19 protein-coding genes, 1 tRNA gene, 1 other RNA gene and 1 pseudogene are annotated in these 20,375 nt (G+C 71.3%); 15 read left to right on the top strand and 7 right to left on the bottom strand.

Annotation, left to right across the window (positions count from 1 at the left end; translation table 11 throughout):
• Positions 1–42: 42 nt before the first annotated feature.
• A complete protein-coding gene (locus KGS77_RS15830; RefSeq protein ID WP_242581972.1) occupies positions 43–1,077 on the bottom strand; it encodes an acetylserotonin O-methyltransferase in 1,035 nt (344 codons plus the stop codon).
• A gap of 53 nt (positions 1,078–1,130) precedes the next feature.
• The gene (locus KGS77_RS15825; protein ID WP_242581971.1) at positions 1,131–1,574 is read right to left on the bottom strand and encodes a DUF1772 domain-containing protein; all 444 of its coding nucleotides are present in this window, start codon (positions 1,572–1,574) and stop codon (positions 1,131–1,133) included.
• Positions 1,575–1,810: 236 nt separating this feature from the next.
• Here KGS77_RS15825 and KGS77_RS15820 point away from each other — a divergent pair, with 236 nt between their 5' ends.
• Genes KGS77_RS15820 through KGS77_RS15800 form a run of 5 tightly spaced genes read left to right on the top strand, consistent with a single transcriptional unit; the run spans position 1,811 to position 7,085 of the window.
• The gene (locus KGS77_RS15820; RefSeq protein WP_242581970.1) at positions 1,811–2,878 is read left to right on the top strand and encodes a methyltransferase; all 1,068 of its coding nucleotides are present in this window, start codon (positions 1,811–1,813) and stop codon (positions 2,876–2,878) included.
• A gap of 13 nt (positions 2,879–2,891) precedes the next feature.
• Positions 2,892–4,043, top strand: coding sequence for a cytochrome P450 (locus KGS77_RS15815; protein ID WP_242581968.1), 1,152 nt, complete (start codon positions 2,892–2,894; stop codon positions 4,041–4,043).
• An 18-nt stretch (positions 4,044–4,061) separates the two neighbouring features.
• Positions 4,062–5,300 (top strand): cytochrome P450, encoded by a 1,239-nt coding sequence (locus KGS77_RS15810; RefSeq protein WP_242581966.1) that lies wholly within the window; start codon positions 4,062–4,064, stop codon positions 5,298–5,300.
• A 22-nt stretch (positions 5,301–5,322) separates the two neighbouring features.
• On the top strand, positions 5,323–6,564 hold the full coding sequence (locus tag KGS77_RS15805; RefSeq protein WP_242581964.1) for a nucleotide disphospho-sugar-binding domain-containing protein: 1,242 nt from the start codon (positions 5,323–5,325) through the stop codon (positions 6,562–6,564).
• Positions 6,561–7,085: a pyridoxamine 5'-phosphate oxidase family protein gene (locus tag KGS77_RS15800; RefSeq protein WP_242581961.1), complete on the top strand. Its 525-nt coding sequence runs from the start codon at positions 6,561–6,563 to the stop codon at positions 7,083–7,085. The genes KGS77_RS15805 and KGS77_RS15800 overlap by 4 nt, the downstream gene beginning before the upstream one ends.
• 201 nt (positions 7,086–7,286) lie before the next feature.
• On the opposite strand, the gene KGS77_RS15795 is transcribed toward KGS77_RS15800, so the two are convergent.
• Entirely contained in the window at positions 7,287–8,312 is a 1,026-nt protein-coding gene (locus tag KGS77_RS15795) for an LLM class flavin-dependent oxidoreductase (protein ID WP_242581958.1), read from the bottom strand.
• 23 nt (positions 8,313–8,335) lie between these two features.
• On the opposite strand from KGS77_RS15795, the gene KGS77_RS15790 reads away from it, so the two are divergent.
• The 8 genes from KGS77_RS15790 to KGS77_RS15755 all read left to right on the top strand — a co-directional run bounded on the left by KGS77_RS15790 (position 8,336) and on the right by KGS77_RS15755 (position 16,906).
• The gene (locus tag KGS77_RS15790) at positions 8,336–8,485 is read left to right on the top strand and encodes a hypothetical protein (RefSeq protein ID WP_242581955.1); all 150 of its coding nucleotides are present in this window, start codon (positions 8,336–8,338) and stop codon (positions 8,483–8,485) included.
• Between the two features lie 12 nt (positions 8,486–8,497).
• Complete coding sequence (locus KGS77_RS15785; RefSeq protein ID WP_242581952.1) at positions 8,498–9,676, top strand: nucleotide disphospho-sugar-binding domain-containing protein; 1,179 nt, start codon at positions 8,498–8,500, stop codon at positions 9,674–9,676.
• A complete protein-coding gene (locus tag KGS77_RS15780) occupies positions 9,673–10,830 on the top strand; it encodes an arylamine N-acetyltransferase (RefSeq protein ID WP_242581950.1) in 1,158 nt (385 codons plus the stop codon). The genes KGS77_RS15785 and KGS77_RS15780 overlap by 4 nt, the downstream gene beginning before the upstream one ends.
• Positions 10,827–13,955, top strand: a complete 3,129-nt coding sequence (locus KGS77_RS15775; protein WP_242581948.1) for an AMP-binding protein — start codon at positions 10,827–10,829, stop codon at positions 13,953–13,955. The genes KGS77_RS15780 and KGS77_RS15775 overlap by 4 nt, the downstream gene beginning before the upstream one ends.
• Positions 13,952–14,602, top strand: coding sequence for an SDR family NAD(P)-dependent oxidoreductase (locus KGS77_RS15770; RefSeq protein WP_242581945.1), 651 nt, complete (start codon positions 13,952–13,954; stop codon positions 14,600–14,602). The genes KGS77_RS15775 and KGS77_RS15770 overlap by 4 nt, the downstream gene beginning before the upstream one ends.
• 698 nt (positions 14,603–15,300) lie before the next feature.
• Positions 15,301–15,855, top strand: coding sequence for a hypothetical protein (locus KGS77_RS15765; protein WP_242581942.1), 555 nt, complete (start codon positions 15,301–15,303; stop codon positions 15,853–15,855).
• A 189-nt stretch (positions 15,856–16,044) separates the two neighbouring features.
• The gene (locus tag KGS77_RS15760; protein WP_242581940.1) at positions 16,045–16,257 is read left to right on the top strand and encodes a hypothetical protein; all 213 of its coding nucleotides are present in this window, start codon (positions 16,045–16,047) and stop codon (positions 16,255–16,257) included.
• 151 nt (positions 16,258–16,408) lie between these two features.
• Entirely contained in the window at positions 16,409–16,906 is a 498-nt protein-coding gene (locus KGS77_RS15755) for a GNAT family N-acetyltransferase (protein ID WP_242581939.1), read from the top strand.
• A gap of 449 nt (positions 16,907–17,355) precedes the next feature.
• Here KGS77_RS15755 and KGS77_RS15750 read toward each other — a convergent pair whose 3' ends face one another.
• The 3 genes from KGS77_RS15750 to KGS77_RS15740 form a co-directional block, all read right to left on the bottom strand.
• Positions 17,356–17,634: a ribbon-helix-helix domain-containing protein gene (locus KGS77_RS15750; protein WP_242581938.1), complete on the bottom strand. Its 279-nt coding sequence runs from the start codon at positions 17,632–17,634 to the stop codon at positions 17,356–17,358.
• A 66-nt stretch (positions 17,635–17,700) separates the two neighbouring features.
• On the bottom strand, positions 17,701–18,594 hold the full coding sequence (locus tag KGS77_RS15745; RefSeq protein ID WP_242581937.1) for a phosphorothioated DNA-binding restriction endonuclease: 894 nt from the start codon (positions 18,592–18,594) through the stop codon (positions 17,701–17,703).
• Positions 18,595–18,705: 111 nt separating this feature from the next.
• On the bottom strand, positions 18,706–18,930 hold the full coding sequence (locus tag KGS77_RS15740) for a hypothetical protein (RefSeq protein ID WP_242581936.1): 225 nt from the start codon (positions 18,928–18,930) through the stop codon (positions 18,706–18,708).
• 493 nt (positions 18,931–19,423) lie between these two features.
• On the opposite strand from KGS77_RS15740, the pseudogene KGS77_RS15735 reads away from it, so the two are divergent.
• Positions 19,424–19,951 (top strand): annotated as a pseudogene (locus KGS77_RS15735) (tyrosine-type recombinase/integrase); the annotation flags it as partial.
• A gap of 63 nt (positions 19,952–20,014) precedes the next feature.
• On the opposite strand, the gene KGS77_RS15730 reads toward KGS77_RS15735, so the two are convergent.
• Positions 20,015–20,102 (bottom strand) — tRNA-Ser (locus KGS77_RS15730).
• A 131-nt stretch (positions 20,103–20,233) separates the two neighbouring features.
• On the opposite strand from KGS77_RS15730, the gene ffs reads away from it, so the two are divergent.
• An RNA gene (gene ffs, locus KGS77_RS15725) (signal recognition particle sRNA small type) lies at positions 20,234–20,332 on the top strand.
• Positions 20,333–20,375: the final 43 nt, after the last annotated feature.

Genomic DNA, 20,375 nt, shown 5'->3' with positions numbered 1-20,375 from the left:
TTCCTCGTCGGTTCCGGGAGCCGGGCGTGAGCCGGCTCGGTGTCAGCGGCGGCCGATGATCAGGGTGTCGGTGGGGCCGAGCGGGCGGGTGGAGACGTCCTGGCACCCCGCCTCGGACAGCCACCGGCCGCACTCGGCGGCGGTGTACTCCGAGCCGCCCTCGGTGACCAGCAGCATGTTGAGGCTGACCAGGGTCCGCGCCAGGTCCGCGGGCTCTTCGGGCAGGACGGCGTCGTAGATCAGCAGCGCGCCACCGGGGCGGACGGCCGCGTACGCCTTCTTCACCAGGTAGGCGCGCTGCTCCGGGGACCAGTTGTGCAGTACGTGTCCCATGACCACGACGTCGGCGGTGACCGGCAGCGGCGTCTCGGCGAAGAAGTCCCCGGCGTGGAAAGTGGCCCGGTCGGCCACGCCCAGGCGCTCGGTGTGCTCCGCGAACGCCCCGGCCAGCGGCGCCAGGTCGTACACCGATGCCTTCAGGCCGGGGAAGCGGAGCAGGAGCTGGGAGACGAGGTTGCCCCGGCAGCCCCCGACGTCCAGGACGTCGCCGACCTGTCGCCAGTCGTACGCCTCGGCCAGGTGCGGGGCGACCAGGCCGTTGGCGGAGTCCATCATCTGGAGGTACTGCCCGCGCTGGGCCGGGTCACCGAGCATGCGCAGGAACGCGCCGGCGTCCTTGGCGCCCGCGGTCTGCGGCCGGCCGCTGGTCACGGCGTCGGTGAGCTTGGCCCAGGCCGGGTAGAGCATGTGGTTGGCGCGGTGCAGGAAGCCGCCGATGTAGTCGGGGGCGCCCGGCACCAGCGTCGCCGAGGCGGCCCGGCTGTTGCGGTAGCGGTCCCCCTCCAGGTCCAGGAGGCCGAGCAGGACCAGGCCGTGCAGGAAGTCCCGGGCGGCACGGGCATGCAGGCCCACGCGGGCGGACAGCTCCTCCTGGGTGGAGGGCCCGTGCTGCTCAAGGTCTTCGAAAAGCCCCAGCTCACCGGCGGTGAGCAGCAGTTTGGCGTGGCAGAAGGCGTTGCTCAGCCGCTTGACGTCCGTCGCGGAGGCGGTGAGCGCCGTGCCGGTGGTCGAGTCCATGTGTGCCCCTGTCTCTTGGGTGGGTGGAGGAGGTCGGCCGGTCCTGTCGGCGCCTAGAGGACGACCGCACAGGCGTTGGCCAGTGCGGCCAGTACGGCCAGTGCGGTGCGCAGGAGGTGGAGGCCGCGCCAGCGCGGGCGCGGGTCCTGCCAGTCGTCGGGCAGACGGGTGGGCGTCAGCGCCTTGACCTTGCGGTTGATCGGTACGTTGCCGAACTGGGAGACCACCGACACCCCGGCCAGCAGCAGCGCGCCGGCCAGGTACAGGCCCCGCGTCCCGGCGTCCTGCACGGCCAGGGCGATGTCGGCGGCCACGCTGCACAGGACCAGCGGCGGCATGACCTTGTCGAAGTGCCGGCCCACCAGTTGATGCGTCCGTACGTAGTCCGCGGGCGGCATGGCGAGGAAGGCCGGGACGACGCTGAGCGCGACCGCGAACAGCACTCCGGCCACGACGCCGCAGCCGACCAGGACGGCGATGCTGATCAGAGGTGTCATGGGAGCAACCTCGGGCCGTGCGTTGGAGCCGGGTTCGAGATCCGCTGGCGGGACACCGGGCGGACGCGGACGTGACACCGGGCCGGTGCGGTCCGGGGCACCGGGCCGCCACGGAGGAGGACACCGGGTCGACGCGGGCTTGATCGCCGCTCCAAAGGGTCCGCCGACGCTGCTCGCCCAAGAGCCCGTACCGCGGCGCCTTGGCGGCGCATCCGACCTTGAGGAGAACCAGAACCATGACGACGAGCACCCCGGCCCCTGCCGGCCAGGCGACCGGCCAGGCGACCGGCCCCGAGGGCAGCCCGCAGCAGCAGGTACTCAAGCTGCTGGCCGGAAAGATGATCTCGTCGGTGATCTGCGTGCTCGCCCAGGTGGGCGTCGCCGACCACCTCACCGAGGGCCCACGCGAGGTCGCCGACCTCGCCGCCGCGACCGGCACCGACCCCGGCATGCTCTACCGCTTCCTGCGGGCCGCGGCCTCGGTGGGCCTGTACGAGGAGCTGCCCGACGGCCGCTTCACCCTCACGGAGACCGGCCAGTACATGCGCAGCGACATCCCCGGATCGCTGCGCTACCTCGCCTACCTCTACGGCGAGGAGAGCATCTGGAACTGCTTCGGCTACGCGGTGGAGACCCTGCGCACCGGCCGCCCCACCGGGCCCAAGGTCCGTGGCGGCAAGGGCTGGTTCGAGTACATGGAGGAGCGGCCGGAGTACGCCGAGGTCTTCCACAAGGCGATGACCGGCACCAGCGACATCTCCGCCGCCATCGCCGAGGCGTACGACTTCGGCCGGTTCACCACGATCGCCGACATCGCGGGCGGCCAGGGGCGGTTGCTCTCGGCGGTCCTCACCAAGAACCCGCAGGCCCGCGGTGTGCTGTTCGACCAGGCGTCGGCGATCCAGGGTGCCGCCCCGGTGCTGGAGGCACAGGGCGTGGCGGACCGCGTCGAGTGCGTGGTCGGGGACTTCTTCGCCTCGATCCCCCAGGGCCCGGACGCCTACCTGCTCAAGGCGATCATGCACGACTGGGACGACGAGAACTGCGTGAAGATCCTCAAGAACATCAAGAAGGCACTGGAGGGCAAGCCCGAGGGCCGGGTGTTCGTCATCGAGGCCGTGGTGCCCGACGGCAACGACTGGCACTTCAGCAAGGCGATGGACATCGCCATGGGCGTCAGCCTCGGCAGCAAGGAGCGCAACCGCAAGGAGTGGACGCGGCTGCTGGCCGAGGCCGGGTTCGAGCTGGTCGGCACCACGCCGACCGTACCGCCGCACCACATCATCGAGGCCCGCCCGGTCTGATCGGAGGCATCCAGTGAAGACGCTGCGCTACCCCTTCGCCTGGCAGGGGGCCACCGCACAGCCCGCGGAACTGGCCGGCGTGCACGCCGAGCCGCTCGTACCGGTCACCCTGCCCAGCGGCGACCAGGCCCTGCTGATCACCCGGTACGAGGACATCCGCGCCGTACTGGCCGACCCCCGGGTGAGCAAGAACCGCAACCGGCCGGGCGTGGCCCGGATGACCACCGAGAAGACCAAGGTCTTCCACCGCCAGGTCGACATGGACCCGCCCGGCCACACCCGGATGCGGCGGCTGATCGGCAAGGCGTTCACCGCGCACCGCGTCGAGCGCTTCCGGCCCCGTATCCAGGAGATCGTCGACAGCCTGCTGGCGGAGCTGGCCGACGGCCCGGCCGCGGCCGACGGCCGGGCTCCGGTCGATCTGCACCGCGCGTTCTCCCGGCCGCTGACCATCCGGATCATCTGCGAACTGCTCGGGGTGCCCGAGGCGGAGCAGGCGCGGTTCGGTGACACCAGCGCACCGCCGTGGGAGTACATGCGCGAGCTGATCGAACGCAAGCGGGCCGAGCCGGACGACGCGCTGATCAGCGCCCTCATCGAGGTCAGCGACGCCGACGACGGCCGGCTGGCCGAGGAGGAGCTGCACTGGTGGTCCACACTGCTGCTGCTCGCCGGGTACGAGACCACCGCCAGCCAGGTCACCGGCTGTACGGTCATGCTGCTGGAGCGCCCCGAGCTGCGGGAGCGGTTCCTGGCCGAGGGCACGGACGTGGCCGCCGCGGTCGAGGAGCTGCTGCGCTGCCAGGTGGTCGGCTCGTCGCTGTCGATGCTCCGCTACGTCACCGAGGACATCGAGATCGCCGGGGAGACCGTGCCGGCGGGCACGAGCGTCATCCCCGCGCTGGAGGTCGGCAACCACGACCCGGCCGCGTTCGGCTGCCCGCACAAGGTCGAACTCGGCCGTACGGAACGGCCGCAGCTCACCTTCAGCACCGGCCAGCACTACTGCGTGGGTGCGCCCCTGGCCCGCGCCGAGCTCCAGATCGCCCTGTCCTCGCTGCTGCGTCGCTTCCCCGGGCTGCGCCTGGCGGTGCCCAGTGCCGAGCTGAGCCGTCAAGAGGACCTGTTCTTCCAGGGGTTCACCGAAGTTCCCGTCACCTGGTGACAGAAAGGTGCGTACAGCATGCGAGTGCAGGAGCCGGAGCAGGACCGGGAGCCGGGGCAGGCATCTGCCCGGGCCCGGTGCCCCTACCCGTTCCCGCGCCCGGGCCCGCTCGATCCGCCCGAGGAGCTGGCCGGGCTGCGCGCGGAGCCGCTGGTCCCGGTGACGCTGCCCAGTGGTGACGAGGCGGTGCTGGTCACCCGGTACGCCGACGTACGGCGGCTGCTGACCGACGACCGGCTCAGCCGCAACATCGACCGGCCCGGCGCGGCCCGGATCTCCAGGAACAACAGGATGTTCCAGGACCCGCGCATCAACCCCGACCCGCCGGAGCACACCCGCGTACGACGCCTGGTGATGCGGGCGTTCACCCCCGCCCGGGTGGAGGCGATGCGCCCGTTCGTCGAGCGCGTCGTGGACGAGCTGCTGGACGAGATGGAGCGGCGCGGCGGTCCGGTCGACCTCAACGAGACACTGGCCTTCCCGCTGCCCATCCGGGTGATGTGCGAGCTGCTCGGGGTGCCCGACGCCGACATGGAGCGGTTCCGGTCGTGGACCGACCACTTCCTGTCGGTCAGCCGGTACACCGGCCCGCAGATCGGTGCGGCGATGCGCGAGCTGAACGCCTACATCGCCGAGCTGATCGAGGCCAAGCGGCGCGAGCCGGGTGAGGACCTGGTCAGCGCCATGACCCGGGTCCGGGACGAGGAGGACGGCCAACTGGCCGAGTACGAGCTCCAGTGGTGGTGCCGGCTGCTGCTCCTGGTCGGCTACGAGACGACCGCCACCCAGCTCGGCGGCGGCGTGGCGCTGCTGCTGGCCCACCCGGAGCAACTGGCCGCCCTCAAGGCCGACCGGTCACTGCTGCCGGGCGCCATCGAGGAGATGCTGCGGTGGAAGCTGGTCGGCTCCTCGGTGTCGATGCTGCGCTACGCGGTCGCCGACATCCCCATGGACGGCTACACGATTCCGCAGGGCACCAGCGTGATCCCGGCGGTCGACTCGGCCAACCAGGACGAGACCGTCTTCCCCCGCCCGGAGGTCTTCGACATCACCCGCGACGCCTCCAAGCAGCTCTCCTTCAGCGCGGGCCCGCACTTCTGCATCGGCGCGAACCTGGCCAGGCTGGAGCTGGAGGTCGCCACCGAGCGGCTGTTCCGGCGCTTCCCCGGACTGCGGCTCACGGTCGCGCCGGACGAGCTGCGCCGCCAGGAAGGGGCGCTGCTGGAAGGTTTCGTCGAACTGCCGGTCACCTGGTGAGCACGGCGGAAGGAGCAGCGCGATGCGCGTACTGGTGACCGCCTGGGCGTGGTCCTCCCACCACCTGCCGCTGGTGCCGATGCTGTGGGCGCTGCGGTCGCAGGGACACGAGGTGTACGTGGCCAGCCAGCCGGCGCTGCGCCGGGCCGTCACCGACGCCGGGGCGGTGTTCGTCCAGGCGGGCCAGGACGTGGACCACGCCGGTCTGCGGCGGCGGTACATGAACGGGCTGGCGCATGTGGACGTGCCCGAGGCCCCGCCCCCCGGCGCCTCGGCCACGCACTGGAGCCGTGAACAGCGGGAAAAGGTCGCCCGGGTGTTCGGGGTGTTCGCCGCGCGCGCCGACCTGATGGCCGACGCGACGCTGGACTTCGCCCGTTCCTGGCGCCCGGACCTGGTGATGTACGAGCCGACCAGTTACGCGGGACCGCTGACCGCGGCGGCCCTGGGCGTGCCCGCGGTACGGCACATCCACGGCGTCGACCTGACCTACCAGGCACGTGAACTCGTGCCCGCGCTGCTCGCCCCGACGGCGCGGCGGCTCGGGCTGGACGGCGTGGACATCCTGGGCGACGCGACGGTCGACCCGTGCCCGCCCGGCCTCCAGATCCCCGCCGAAGTGAACAGGCTGCCCGTACGGTACGTGCCCTACAACGGGCCCGCGGTGCTCCCCGACTGGACGCGTTCGGACGGCGGGCCCTGGGCGCGTACGCCATCGGGCCGGCCACGGATCTGCCTGACCTGGGGCGCGACCACCAGCGACCTGGGCGGCAAGGAATCGTTCCTGCCGCCCCGGGCCGTCGCCGCGCTGGACGGCCTCGACGCGGAGATCGTGGTCGCGGTCGGCGCCCGGGACCGGGAACGGTTCGGCCCCGTCCCCGACAACGTACGGGTGGTGAGCGGGGTGGCGCTGCACCACCTGCTGCCGTCCTGCTCCGCCCTGATCCACCAGGGCGGCTTCGGCAGCACCCTGACCGGGCTCCACTACGGGGTGCCGCAGCTCGTACTGGCCCAACTGCCCGACCAGGTCTTCGCCGCGCAGCGGCTGGCCGCCGCCGGCGCCGGGTCCGTGCTGACCCGTGCGGAGTTCTCCGCCGAGGCCGTACGGACCCGGGTGGAAGACCTTCTGCACGCACCCGGCCACCGTGCGGCGGCGCTGTCGCTGAGCCGGGAGATGCGGGCGCAGCCGAGCCCGGCCGACCTGGTCCCCGCCCTGGAACGGCTGGCCGCCGCCGTACCGGCCCCCACCCGAGGAGTGACATGACCCTGCCTTCGCCCCCGTCCGCGCCTCCGTCCGGGCCCCAGTCCGGGCCCCCGTCCGCGCCTCCGGCGGGCTTCCCCCCGCCCCGGACGCCCGCCGCCCGCCGTGCCGACGTGGAGCGCATGCTCACCGAGGAGAACCACCTGTGGCTGGCCACCGCCGGACCGGACGGGCCGCACCTGGTGCCGCTGGCCTTCGCCTGGGACGGCACGTTCCTCCACATGATGACCAAACGCGGCAGCCGTACGGTGACGAATCTGCGCCGTACGCCGCGGGCCCGCGCCTCGCTCGGCTCCACCCGTGACGTCGTGCTGGTGGACGGCGAGGTGGAGTGCGTCGAACCCGGCGAGGCCGCGCCCGAGGTCCGGGCCCTGTTCGCCCGGTTGCCGCTGAACCCCGAGCGGGTCCCGGGCGTGATCGCCCTGCGGCTGCGCCCGGAACGCGTCCTGGCCTGGCGCCACATGGGCGAGATGCCCGGCCGTACGGTCATGTCCGGGGGCCGGTGGGTCACCGGCGCCGCCTGACCGCACGCGTACGGCCGCCTGACTGCACACGTACGAGAGGAGAAACTTTCCCGTACGCCGGAGGAGACGGCCCACGTACGACAGAGCGACGGTCCACGCACGACGCGCGAGCGACGGTCCACGTACGACACGCGAGAGGGGTCACGCGACACCGCGTGACCCCTCTCGGCCGCTCCTTTCGGTGGTCCCCCGGCACCCCGCTCAGACGGCCGCCGGCAGCAGCCCGTGGGCCTCGGCGGCGACCCGGATGTTGGTCAGATGCCCCTCCACCGAGTCCGCCAGGGACGTCAGCCCCAGCGTCGTCACACCGGCGGCGGCGTACTCGGCCATCCGCGCGGCGATCCGGCGGGCATCGCCGATGAGCGAGACCTGGTCCATGAACTCCATCGGGACCGCCCGCGCCGCCCCCGCCCGGTCGCCCGCCGCGCACAGCTCATGGACCTTCTCGGCGGCGGCACCGAAGCCCATGCTGACGGCGAGCGCGAAGTAGATGCTGCGCTCCTTGCTGCCCAGGCCCAGGAAGTGCGCGAAGTACGGGCGCAGCGGCCCGGCGGCGCGCTCGACGTCCTGGCCCACCCCGATCGGCACCGACGGCATGACCTCGAAGCCCGCCATGTCCCGGCCGGTCGCGGCCCGGCTCGCGGCGATCGTCGCCACCGACGCGGCCAGCCGGTCCGGTGGGCAGAAGACCCCGATCCAGCCGTCGGCCACCTCTCCGGCCAGCCGCAGGCTGCCGGGCCGTACCCCGGCCAGGAAGACCGGCAGATCAGCGCGTGCGGCGGCCGCGTGCAGATGCGCGGGGGTGCCCTGGCCGGACGGCGGCAGCCGGAAGTGCTCACCCTCGTAGCGCACCGGGGCGCCGCTGAGCGCCAGCCGTACCACCTCGACGTACTCGCGGGCCCGGGCCAGCGGCGCGTCGAACGGGACGCCGTACCACCCTTGCGAGACATCGGGGTTGGAGACGCCCAGAGCGAGGGAGAAGCGGCCACCGGAGAGGTTGTCCAGGGTCGCGGCGGTCAGCGCGGTCATCACGGGCGTACGGGCCGGAATCTGCATGACACCCGGAGCGAGCCGGATCCGTTCGGTGACGGCGGCGACCGCGCCCAGGACACTGACCGCGTCCGACCGGAAGCCCTCGGGGACCAGCGCGTGGCCGAAGCCGCAGCGTTCGGCCTCGACGGCCATCGCGAGCGCGCCCTCGCGGTTGAGGAAGATCCCAAGCTGCATCAGCGACTCCTTGACTCCTTCTGGTGACCGGCGACTCCTTGTGGCGACCGGTGGCGGCCCATGCTGCGCGGCGCGCTTCGAGGATCACCGGTGCGCCGTCCGCACCGCCCTCCCTCGACGGATTCACCGAGAAGTCCCCCCAGGGTTCGACCATCCACCTGTGGGACTTCTAGGAGGGACAGGACATGCGGGTCCTCGCCGCGACGTGGGACCTCCCCGGCCATTTCCATCCGCTCGTACCGCTGTGCTGGGCGCTGCGGGCGGCCGGGCACGAGGTGACGGTAGTCAGCAACCCCGGGCTGGCCCCGGCCATCAGCAACTCCGGCCTGCCGGCGCTGGCCGCCGGCCGGCCGGACTTCGACTCCTACGCGGTGCTGCGCGAGCGGCTCGCCCAGCGGAGGTGGAAGCCGACGCAGCCGGTCGACCGCGCCGACCACGACCAGGTCGAACGCACTCGCAGGCGCCGGCTGAACGGGCTGCGCATCGCCGCCGAGTCGGCCGCCGCCCAGGCCGAGGACACCCTCGCCTTCGCCCGCGACTGGCGGCCCGACCTCGTCCTGTACGAGCCCGCCGGATTCCTCGGCCCGCTCGTCGCCAGGCTGCTGGGTGTCCCTGCCGTACGGGTGCTGTGGAGCGTGGACTTCACCGCCTCGCTCGCCGAGTTCGAAAACGATGTGGTCGGCGAACTGGCCGCGCGGTACGGCCTGGACGCGCTGGGCGTCAACGGCGACCTCACCCTCGACCCGTGCCCGCCCGACCTGCAATTCCCCTACGAGCTGGAGCGGCAGCGCTTCCGGTACGTCCCCTACAACGGCCCCTCGGCCCTCCCGGCCTGGACGGTCCGGCGCCCGGACCGCCCCCGGGTGTGCGTCACCTGGGGCACCTCGCAGCACCGGCTCGGATTCGACGACATGGTGCTGGCGCCCCGCGTCGTCGAGGCCCTGGCCGACGTGGACGCCGACGTCGTGGTCGCGGTCCTGGACAGCCAGCGGGAGGCGTTCGGCACGCTGCCGCCCAATGTGTCCTGGCTCGGCAGGGTGCCGCTCCATCCGCTGCTGGGGACCTGTGACGTCCTGGTCCAGCAGGGCGGGGCGGGCGGCACGATGACCGGACTGATCAACGGGGTACCGCAGTTGGTCGTCCCGCAACTGCCCGACGAACTCTTCCACGGACAGCAGATGGAGAAGGGCGGCAGCGGGCTGAACCTGCCCGGCGCCGAAGCGAGCGTCGAGGCGCTGCGGGCCGGCGTCCTGGAGCTGCTCGACTCGCCGGGATACCGGCAGCGGGCCGGTGAACTGCGTGCGGACATGCTCGCCCAGCCCTCGCCGGCCGAGGTCGTGGACATCCTGCGGGGGCTGGTGTGACCGTGACCGCAGACCGTACGGACCCGGTGGACGGCGCCGGCTCGACCGGCCGTACGGACCCGATGGACCGCGCCGACTCGACCGACGGTACGGACCCGATGGACCGTGCCGGCTGGACCGCGGACTACCTCGAACGGCTGGGCGTGGCCGCGGCACCCCCGTCCGCGGACCACCTGGCCCGCCTGCACGCCGCGCACGTGGCCCGTATCCCCTTCGAAACACTCGACCGCCTGCCCGGCATCGACCCGCACGAGGCGCTGGACCGGATCGTCCGCGAGCACCGCGGCGGCGTCTGCTACCACCTCAACGGCGCCTTCACCCTGCTGCTCAGGGAGCTGGGCTACCACGTCACCGTGCACGCGGCCGGGGTGCAGAGCGGCTTCAATCCCCAGCCCGTCGGCGCCAACGGCACCCACCTGGTCCTGACCGTCGGCGGGCTGCCGGCATCGGGCAACCCCGAAGGCCGCTGGATCCTGGACGTCGGGTCGGGCGAGGGCTTCGTACGGCCGCTGCCGCTGCGCCCCGGGACCTACGAGCAGGGCGCGTTCACCTACACCGTGCGCGCCACCCGACAGGGCTGGCGGGTGGACTACGACCCGCGGGAGTCCTGCCAGGGCGTCGACTTCGCCCCCGAGCCGGCCGACGAGAGCGAGTTCGCGGCGATCTACGACCGGATGGCCGACGGCGAGATGTCGGTCTTCTTCCGCTTCGGCTGGGTCAAACGGCACCGCGCCGACGGCTACGACGAGATCATCGGCTGCCGGTTCAGCACCGTCGGGCCGGACGGGCGTACCAGCCGGGCGATCGACACCCCCGAGGACTACTTCACGCTGCTCGCCGAGGTGTTCGGCATGGACCTGCCGACGATGCCGCCCGACCGCAGACAGGCGATGTGGGAGCGGTTCCGCGAGAACTGGGCCGAGGAGGACTTCCGGCACGCGTTCGGGCTCGGGCGGGGTGCCCGGGACGGGAACGGCGCGCAGGACGGGCGAGGCGTGCAGGACGCACACGGCGCGCAGGACGCACACGGCGCTCCGGACTCGCATGGCGCGCAGGACGCACACGGCGCTCCGGACTCGCATGGCACACACGGCTCGCATGGCAGTGAGGGCGGCGGCCCGGAACACCGTACGGACGATGGAGACGTGACATGACCCAGACCATCACCCACCGGCTGGGCGACCTCGAACTCGCCCTGGCCGACCTCCCCGGCGTACAGGACTGCGTCGTGGTCTCCCGTGACGGCCACCACCGGACCGTCGTCTATCTGGTACCCGCCGCGGAGACGGCCCGGGACCGGATCCGCGCGCAGGTCCGTGGGCTGGTGGACGAGGCGACCCAGGGGCCGGTCGAGACGGTGCTGATCCACCGGGTGCCCCGGCTGGCGGACGGCGGCCCGGACCTGGACGCGCTGCTGAGCCTGCCGCACGAGACGTCCGGTGCGAGCCCGTACGGGATGCCGTACGAGGTCCCGTACGAGACACCGCGGAAGCCCGCCGAAGCCCGGCCGGCCGACGGCGAACAGGCACCCGGCACCGCACAGACACCGGTCACCGCACAGGCACCGGACACCGCACAGGCACCCGGCACCGCACAGGTACCCGGCACCGCACAGGTACCCGACGGCGGAGCAGCGGTCCCGCCGGCCCTCTCCCACGGTCCCGAAGCGGACATCCGGCCATCCGATCCGACGACCGTCACCCAGGCGATCCTCCGGTCGCCGGACCGTTTCCCCGACCTCGGCGTCCGGGCCGTGTCCTGGCAGGACGACATCCGCGTCACCTACCCCGAACTGCTCGCCGACGGACGTCGCGTGCTCGGCGGGCTGCGCCGGCGAGGGCTGGCCGCCGGGAGCCCCGCGATCCTGGTGATCTCCCAACTCGCCGACTACTTCCCCGCCGTGTGGGCCTGTGTGCTGGGCGGCATCCCCTGCGTGACGGTCAGCGCGCCGCCTGTGTTCGACCGTACCGGCCCCGTACTGGACAAGCTGGTCAACGCCTGGCGCGACCTCGGCCGCCCGCCCGTCATCTGCGACGAGACCGTGGCGGCCGGGCTGTCCGGGATGGGCGCGCTCTACGACGAGGCGGAGGGACCGGCCTGCTGGACCGTGTCCTCATTGCGCCGCTCGCCGGAGTCCCACGACGTGCACCCGGCCCGGCCCGAGGACGTCGCGGTGCTCGCACTGTCCTCCGGCAGCACCGGCAAGTCCAAGGTCATCCAGGTCACGCACCGGGCGATCGTGCGGAACGCGCTGTCGGCCCGCCAGGTCGATCTCGTACGGCCCGGTGAGACCAGCTTCAACTGGCTGCCCTTCGACCACGTCGCCCCGGTGGTGATGTACCTCCTGCGGGACGTGATACTCGGCTGCGAGGGCATCCACGCCCCGACCGCGTACATCGTCGAACAGCCGCTGCGCTGGCTGGATGTGCTCGAACGGTACGGTGTGCACCACACCTGGTCGGCGAACTTCGCGTACCGCATGCTGGCCGACGCGCTCGCGGAAACCTCCGCCCCGGCTTCCGGCCCGGCCTCCGCCCCGGCTTCCGGCTCCTGGGACCTGTCGGCCGTACGAACCGTCCTGAACGCCGGTGAGCAGTGCAGCCCGGCCGTCATCAGGGACTTCCTCCGCGCCGTGGCGCCGTACGGCATCGACGAGACCGCCGTCGTCCACATGTGGGGCATGGCGGAGACCGCCACCGGCGCCACCTGCTCGTACTTCGCCAGGCCCGGCAGCGTACGCCGGGTCCTGAAGTCGTCGTTGGACGGCCGGATCCAGGAGGCCGGGCCGGAAGCGCCCGACGCCGACTGCATCGAGTTCATGAGCATGGGGCCGGTCGTCCCCGGCTGCGCCGTCCGGATCGCCGACGCGAACGGCCGGGTGCTGCCGGAGGCGGTCATCGGCCGCTTCCAGGTCCGTTCCCCCCGGGTCACCCCCGGCTACCTCGACAACCCCAAGGCCAACGCGGAGGCGTTCACCGCCGACGGCTGGTTCGACACCGGCGACCTGGCCTTCCTGCTCGACGGCGAGGTCGTGATCACCGGGCGGGCCAAGGAACTGCTGGTCATCAACGGGGAGAAGTACCTCTGCCACGAAATCGAGGAGGCCGTCGGCGCACTGGAGGAGGTCGCCACCGGGCTGGTCGCGGCCTGCGGGGTGCCCGACCCGGCCACCGGGAGCGAGGCGCTGGCGATCTTCTACGTCCCCGCACCGGGCGGGACACCCGCGCCGGTCTCCCCGGCGACGATCGACCGCATCCGCGCCACGGTCACCACACGCGTCCGCCTGGTTCCCGCCCATGTCCTGCCCGTGGCGGAGGCGGACTTTCCGCGCACCACCAGCGGCAAGGTGCAGCGGGCGGCACTGGTCGCCCGGATGGCCGCCGGTGAGTTCGCCGGTACGGCCGAGGCGATCGAGACGGCCCGGCTACGGGACACCGTCCTGCGCCCACACTGGACGGCCCTGGAACCGCAGCCGCAGCCGCAGCATGAGGCACAGCCGCAGCATGAAGCACAGCCCCAGCCCCAGCCTCTCGAATCATCCGCCCCCGGCGCCACGACCCTCCTCTTCACCGACGAGCTGGGACTGGGCACGGCGCTCACCGCGCACGGGCTGGCCGGGCAGATCGTCACCGTACGACGGGGGCCGCGTTTCGCCCGTACCGGCGGCGGCTACGCCCTGAACCCCGACGTACCCGGTGACTGGCAGCGACTGCGTGCCGAACTGGACGCCGAGGGCATCCACCCCACGACCCTCGGCTACTTGTGGAGCTACCTTCCCGCCCCCGACCCGGTAGCCGACCGCGACGCCGCCCATGACGCCGCCACCCGCTGTGGTGCGCACCTGGTCGCGGCCTGCCGTACGTTCCTGGCCGGCCCCGGCCCGTACCGCCTGGTGACGGTCAGCCGCCGACTGCGCCACATCCCCGGAGCCCCGCACGGCGACATCTGCTACCCGGCAGCGCAAACCCCCGTCATCACCGCCGCCGTGGCCGCCGAGAACCGCGAGGTCACCGGCATCCACATCGACCTGGAGGGCGACCGCGCCGAGGCCGACGCACAGACACTGCTCACGGCCCTGACCGACCGCTCCGTCCGGCACGGCGAGGTCGCCTGGCGAAACGGCCTCCCCCACATACGAGAATTCGCCCCCCTGGCCCCGACCGACTCAACAGGTCATACCGACTCAACAACCTCGACCGGCTCAACAGCCCTGACCGACCCGGTAGAACCGACCCCGCCGCCTGCCCCGCCCTCCTCCCGGGCAGCCGCTACCTGGTGACAGGCGGCGCGGGCGGAGTCGGCACCGGACTGGTCACCGATCTGGTGGACCGCTACGGGGCCCAGGTCCTGGTGGTAGGCCGACGGCCGCCCACCGAGCCACCGACAGACCACGTCATCCACCGACAAGTCGACGTGTGCGACGCCGCCGCACTGGAGCAGGCGGTCGCCGAAGCGGAAGCCGAATGGGGCGCGCCCCTGGACGGCGCCTTCCACCTCGCCGACTCCTTCCACGTCCGCCCCCTGGCCGAAGAGGACTTCCGCGACTGGGACCCAGCGATCAACGCCAAGGTCGGCGGCCTGCTCAACGTCCTGGCCACCGTCCGCGCGCGGCCGGGCGCCCGACTGGTCATCTTCTCGTCCCTGATCTCCTCCATGACCTTCGCCGGCTGCTCCGCCTACGCCGCCTCCAACGCCTTCGCCGAAGCCCTGGCAGTCGCGGCAAACCGGTTCCCCGGCTCCGAAGCACCCGGACCCCACATCCAGAGCCTCTCCTGGGGCCTGTGGGACGACCTGGGCCTCAACGCCGACAACCCCTACAAGGCGGCCGTGATCCGCCGGGGCATCCTCTCCCTGCCCCCGAGCGAGCCCGAGCCCTCACCCATCTCCTCCTCCCCGAGCCGCCCGGCACCTACTACATCGGCCTGAACCCCACCGCACCCCACATCCGAGCCCGCCTGACCACCCCCACAACCTGCTGCTGCCCTCAACCCACCCCACCACCCACCCCGCCCAAACCCCCGACACCACCCCACCCAATCCGCCCAATCCCCTCAGCCCCCCGAGGACACCGAGGCACTCCACACCCTCGCCACAGTCATCGCCGACTTCACCGACCACCCCGTCACCCCCGACGACTGCCCCCAAGAACTGGGCCTCAGCTCGATCCAGCTCCTCCGTCTCCACACCCGCCTGGAAGCCGCCTTCAACACCGACCTCCCCCGCTCGGCCCTCTTCACCCAACCCACCATCCGCACCCTCCTCCACCTCCTCACCTCCCACCCCTCCGCCCGCACTCCCACCCCACCCCCAACTGACCCCAAAACCCCCGAAGGCCCCCATCACAAACGATGGGGGCCTTCGGCCCGTCGTCCCGCACCCGAAAGATTCCTGGCCGTCGAACGCGTCTCGATGCGTCGCTGGCAACTCCGGTAACGGAAGACGTAAAACTGACGGCTCACGAACAATGCCGCATCAAGGCCGCAATCACAGGCGCGCACTCCGACCTGACATTCACCAGCAGTGATCACCACCGTTCAAGATCTCCACCTGAACGGCTGGCTACCAACCGCGCACAGCCACATATTCTCTCGCCTGAGACGGATGCGAACTGGCAGGCTGCCTCCATGGATCACGCAGAAATACTGCTCATCGGAGGCCGGGCCGGAGTCGGCAAGACAACGGTGGGCTGGGAGGTGTCGGCGCTGCTTCGGGCCGCGTCGGTCCCGCACGCGGTCATCGACGGGGACTTCATGGGCCAGGTGCATCCGGCCCCGGACGGAGACCCGCACCGATGGGACATCACAGAAAGCAACTTGACTGCCGTATGGGCCAACTACGCCCGGCGCGGCTACCGGCGATTGATCTATACGAACACTTTGAGCGTACTGCCCGAGGCGACCGGGATGTTCGAGCGCGCCATGGGCCCGGGGGCGCGGATCATACGGGTCCTGCTCACCGCCTCCGACGCCACCACCCATGAGCGACTGGTGCGCCGGGAACTCGGCTCAGAGCTGGACCAGGAACTGAAGAACAGCGCTCGCAAGGCCCGCCTACTGGACCGACAGGCCCCCGCGGAGACCGTGCGCGTGGCGACGGACGGACGGACTGTCCTGGACATCGCGCACCAGGTACTGGCCGCCACCACCTGGGCCGGACAGCACTCCACGACCAGACCGTGACCCGCCGCCCCGTCGGACAGCGCACGAGACGCTCGCCGTAGGCGCCCTGCCCACGCCTCGGCAAATCCGGCCTCACACAGGACCTTTGACGCCATCCCCGGCCAACCGCCTTACCCCACTCCCCGCCCCGGGTTACACAGGAAGCCGGCACACAGACCTGGCGTCGTACCTGACGGGAGGACCGGCCCAGTGATTGTGACGCTCAACGTGGCGGTCCTGCTGGCCATCATCATCATCTGGCGCATACGGCGACACGTGGAGGCCCGAAGCCGCGCCGACCAGTGGCTGACCGTGACCATCGTCCTGGTGTTCGGCCTACTCATCGCCCAGACAGGCTTAGGCCAAGGAATCCTGAAAGTCGTAGGCCAGATCACACAAAGCATCACCCAGGCCGTCACTTGATGAGCCCGACCGGCTTTCGTAGTGGCACCTCGGCCATGCGGGCGTGACACCGTGAATGCGGTTGGGTGCGGCTTTTCGTGAGGGATCCGGTGGTTCCGAGTTCGGGGAAATCGGGATGCGATGTTCCTGAAGCTGGTGGCAGGCTCGGTGTGTGGCCGAGGTGTCGATGTTCGAGATCTGTCGGATGGACGGTTCCGCCGAACTGGCGGAGGTCACCGCGAGGCTGCTGGCTGAGCTGCCGACGTGGTTCGGTATCCCGGAGGCGAACGCGGCTTATGTCGAGGCATCCGGGCGTCTGCCGGGGCTGGTCGCCCGCGTCGGTGCGGAGCCTGTGGGGGTGCTGGTGTTGCAGCAGCACTTTCCGGAATCGGCTGAGATCCATCTGATGGCTGTTGCGCGGTCCTGGCATCGGCGTGGCGTGGGCCGGGCGCTGGTGGGTGCGGTCGAGTCGGCTCTTGAGCGCGACGGTTGCCGGCTTTTGCAGGTGAAGACGTTGGGTGCGTCGCATCCGGATCGTGGCTATGCCGGCACCCGGGCGTTCTATCGGTCTGTGGGTTTCCTGCCGTTGGAGGAGAGGAACGACCTGTGGCCGGGGAACCCGTGTCTGATCATGGTGAAGGGTCTCGGGAGGTCTGACGGGGGCGGCTGATCAGGCGGCGAGTGCGTATCCGTCCTGGCCGAGGTGGCCGTGGTGGCGTCGGTGCCCATAGGCGTCGAAGCCGCCGGTGCCGAACACGGCCCGCAGTCGGAGCACCGCTTCGGCGCCCACGCGATGACGGCGAGCACCGCGTCAATCGCGTACGTGTGGCCGTGCAGCTTGACTTCGGCCGGCAGGCGGCGTGCCTGGCGTGCCTCGTCCTTGCCGATGTCCGCGCCCTTGATTCGGGAGAGCACCCAGTCCCAGCGCTGCTCGGTGGTTCTACCGTCGTACGCCTCGACCAGCGTCATCGGAGACGTCACCAACCCCGGCTTCCCCTCCGGCCGCGAGGTCGAGCCACGCGATCACCTTCCGGCCGCCGCGCACGGCCAGGGACAGGGCTTCGCGGTCGCGTACGAAGACGCGCAGTGGCCGTTGCCCTCGTTCACCGGCTTGCTTCCTCACGCGGCCTCTCCGCTGCTGCGCGTTCCGGCGGCGCGGCGGCGCTCGTGCTCGGCGTCGAGCTCCTCCAGTTCTCCCAACGCTGCGGCGCGTTCGTCCTCGGCGAGCGGACCATGCTCCTCCTGCAGCCAGTCGGCCAGTTCCCGCAGCCGGTCCCGGTCGCGCTGGGAGCGCAGCGCCTCGGCGACGTACGCCGACAGGCCCCGCTCCGCCGCCTTCGCGCGGATCTCGTCCAGGAGATCCTCGGGAATCGTCACCGTTACCTTCTTTGTCGCCATACAAGAGACCATCCTCTTGGTACCGCGCTGCTTACCCGCGCATTTCCGTGACCGCCGGAACAGCGATCAGGTGGTCGTGGCGGGACGTGGGCTGCCGTGGAAGACCTGGCTGGTGTGCCAGGAGCGGTAGGTGGCGGCGATGGGGCGAGCGCCCGGCTGGGGGCCTATGACCGGACGGCCGGCCAACGTGATGACGTGCTCGCGGGCGGCGGTGCTGCGGCCGACGAAGCTTTGCGAGACCAGGATGCGATGGTTGTCATCGAGACCGAGTACGCCCTTGTCGAAGAGCTTGTGGTGCAGCGAGCACAGGCACAGCCCGTTGTCGACGTCGTCCGGTCCGTCGAACGCCCACCAGCGCACGTGGGCGGCTTCCAGCCCGACCGGCACCGCGCCGATCCTGCCGTCGTACCCGCAGAAAGCGCACTGGTACTCGTAGGCCGTCAGAACCATCTCCCGCATCCGCCGGTCCCGTTGCCTGCGCGCGGCCGAGAGCTGTCCGGTTTCGGCCTCCTCCAGCTCAAGGCCGACGGCTTCGCACAGCTCGCTGTGGAGGGAGGGCGGGAAGTTCAGGTCGAGCAGCACCCGCGTCATCCGGCCGAGCAGGGACGGCTCCCGCCGCAACGCCGCCCGCAGTTCCGGCGTCAGCCGCCCGGCGGCCCCGGTCTCCCGCAGCTCCCTGACCCCGGTCCCGGGGCTGCCCGGCCCGCGCTCGGTGCGCACCTCCCACACCCCGTCACTCACCAGGTGGTGGAAGGGGTAGGCGGGCGTCGTCCGGTTACCCGGCCCGTACTCGGTGAGCAGCCTCCGCAGATCCTCTTCCACCGCGCTGTACCGCAGCTCGCCCTCGGCGTTCTGCTGAAACCGGCTGAGCGCGTACAGGAACAGCAACGGCTTGTGCGGAGCCCGTGCCCCACCCCTCGTCCACTGCCTCAGCTGTGCGGTGCGCTCGACCCAGTCCACGATCGGCGATCGTAGTCGAGGCTCCTCGCAGCCTTGGGCCGGGCCACCCGGGCATGACGCCGAGGATGCGGGAGAGGGTGAAGACCCGTTCGCCGTCGCGCGCAGATGGCATCAGGCATACAGGTGAGGAGGGCGCTGGGCCTTTTCGAGGCGTACGGTCCCGTCGGCACTCTCGGCGATGGGGGCGTAGCCCGCGGCCCTGAGTGCGGCGAGGGTCTTGTCGAGCGGGGTCCGGCTGACCAGCACGGTCGATGCCGGCAGGCGCAGGCCGAGGTCATCGAGCTTTCTGTGGGCGACGAGTTCGGCGAGGAGGGCGGGTTCTTCGCTGTGGATCACGCAGGCCGCGGGGGCGACGCGCAGGCCCGTACCCGGAGTACCTGCACTGGACCAGCAAATCCCGCTCCAGTGCCCAGCGCGCACTCGGCCCGGGGTCGGCCGACGGGGCCGCGATCATGATGAACTCCGCCTGCGCCTGCGGCTGTTCACCCTGGTGACGGGCTCGCCGCTCAAGCAATTGCCGGTCGGTCGCAGGCGCCGAAGCGACGACCGCGGCCACTCGCTCCGGATCACTGTGGTGCAGGGTGGTCAGTCGCTCCTCCTTGGTGGTGCCGGCTGATGGGATGCCCAGAGCCGCCGGCATGCGGCGCAGTTCCTCGGAGGCCGCGTCTGCAAGGAGTCGGGCAAGCGGTGCATCCAGCCCCAGCGGCGAGTCCCACGCCTGCCGTGACGGCGCCGCCATGTGCAAAGCCGTTCGTCGTCCGGCCAGACGAGTGCGCGATCAGTCGGCGCCTCCAAGGCCGTGTCCAGCTCGCAATCGCCCTCCGTTCAGGAGGCTGCGCCCTGCGGCCGGAAGACCGGATGTTGCCCGCAGAGGCAACAGGTGCGGCGCGAGACCAAGAACATCAAGTCAAGGGCGGGGCGCCGTGCGGCGCCCCTGCCGGGGCCTCTGGTCGAGATTCTGCGCCTGCACGCTGGGGAGCAGGAGAACCAACGCAAGGCGGCCGGCGACCTGCGGGCTGAGTCGGACTATGTGTTCACCAAGCCGTTGGGTGGCCCGCTGAGCCCGAACACGGACTATCGCGACTGGAAGCGTCTGCTGGAAGACGCCGGCGTCCGTGACGCCCGCTTTCATGACGCCCGTCACACGGCCGCCACCGTGCTCATGCTGCTCGGTGTCCCGGACCGCGTCATCGACCAGATCATGGGTTGGGAGCCGGGCACCTCCGCGAGCATGAGGGCGCGCTACCTCCATGTGCCGGACGCCATGCTCAAGGACGTGGCCCGGAAGATCGCCGAAGCCATCTGGGGCCCCCAGGAGACACCCCTTGTGGACAAAAACCAGGACAACGAGGGGTGAGAACGCGACGAAGGCCCCCATCGCGAACGATGGGGGCCTTCGACGTAGTGCCCGGTGAGGCACTGGCGGAGGATACGAGATTCGAACTCGTGAGGGGTTGCCCCCAACACGCTTTCCAAGCGTGCGCCCTAGGCCACTAGGCGAATCCTCCGCCGCAAACAATACAAGACGTTGGGGGGTGCTCGCGAACATGATCCGGGGGAGGGAGTCGAGAGGGAGGGTGGCGGGGGGCGGGCGAGGGGGTGGGGTCGTGGGATTGGAGGGGGATCCGCTAGGGTGGTGCGCAGCCCCTCACGTGGCGCTATCTCACCTAACTCCCCCAGGGCCGGAAGGCAGCAAGGGTAAGTGGGCTCTGGCGGGTGCGTGAGGGGCGCTTGCGTTTGCGGGCGGCCGGTTGTCAGTGGGGGCCGATATCGTCGTATGC

The sequence above is a fragment of the Streptomyces sp. MST-110588 genome, assembly GCF_022695595.1.
Lineage (GTDB): Bacteria > Actinomycetota > Actinomycetes > Streptomycetales > Streptomycetaceae > Streptomyces.
This window is presented reverse-complemented; position numbering and strand designations above follow the sequence as displayed.

What these genes read in the sequence shown, in the direction of transcription:
- KGS77_RS15830 (WP_242581972.1), bottom strand. Translation starts at nt 1,077, where the DNA reads ATGGACTCGACCACCGGCACGGCGCTCACCGCCTCCGCGACGGACGTC.
- KGS77_RS15825 (WP_242581971.1), bottom strand. Translation starts at nt 1,574, where the DNA reads ATGACACCTCTGATCAGCATCGCCGTCCTGGTCGGCTGCGGCGTCGTG.
- KGS77_RS15820 (WP_242581970.1), top strand. Translation starts at nt 1,811, where the DNA reads ATGACGACGAGCACCCCGGCCCCTGCCGGCCAGGCGACCGGCCAGGCG.
- KGS77_RS15810 (WP_242581966.1), top strand. Translation starts at nt 4,062, where the DNA reads ATGCGAGTGCAGGAGCCGGAGCAGGACCGGGAGCCGGGGCAGGCATCT.
- KGS77_RS15805 (WP_242581964.1), top strand. Translation starts at nt 5,323, where the DNA reads ATGCGCGTACTGGTGACCGCCTGGGCGTGGTCCTCCCACCACCTGCCG.
- KGS77_RS15800 (WP_242581961.1), top strand. Translation starts at nt 6,561, where the DNA reads ATGACCCTGCCTTCGCCCCCGTCCGCGCCTCCGTCCGGGCCCCAGTCC.
- KGS77_RS15795 (WP_242581958.1), bottom strand. Translation starts at nt 8,312, where the DNA reads ATGCAGCTTGGGATCTTCCTCAACCGCGAGGGCGCGCTCGCGATGGCC.
- KGS77_RS15785 (WP_242581952.1), top strand. Translation starts at nt 8,498, where the DNA reads ATGCGGGTCCTCGCCGCGACGTGGGACCTCCCCGGCCATTTCCATCCG.
- KGS77_RS15775 (WP_242581948.1), top strand. Translation starts at nt 10,827, where the DNA reads ATGACCCAGACCATCACCCACCGGCTGGGCGACCTCGAACTCGCCCTG.
- KGS77_RS15765 (WP_242581942.1), top strand. Translation starts at nt 15,301, where the DNA reads ATGGATCACGCAGAAATACTGCTCATCGGAGGCCGGGCCGGAGTCGGC.
- KGS77_RS15750 (WP_242581938.1), bottom strand. Translation starts at nt 17,634, where the DNA reads ATGGCGACAAAGAAGGTAACGGTGACGATTCCCGAGGATCTCCTGGAC.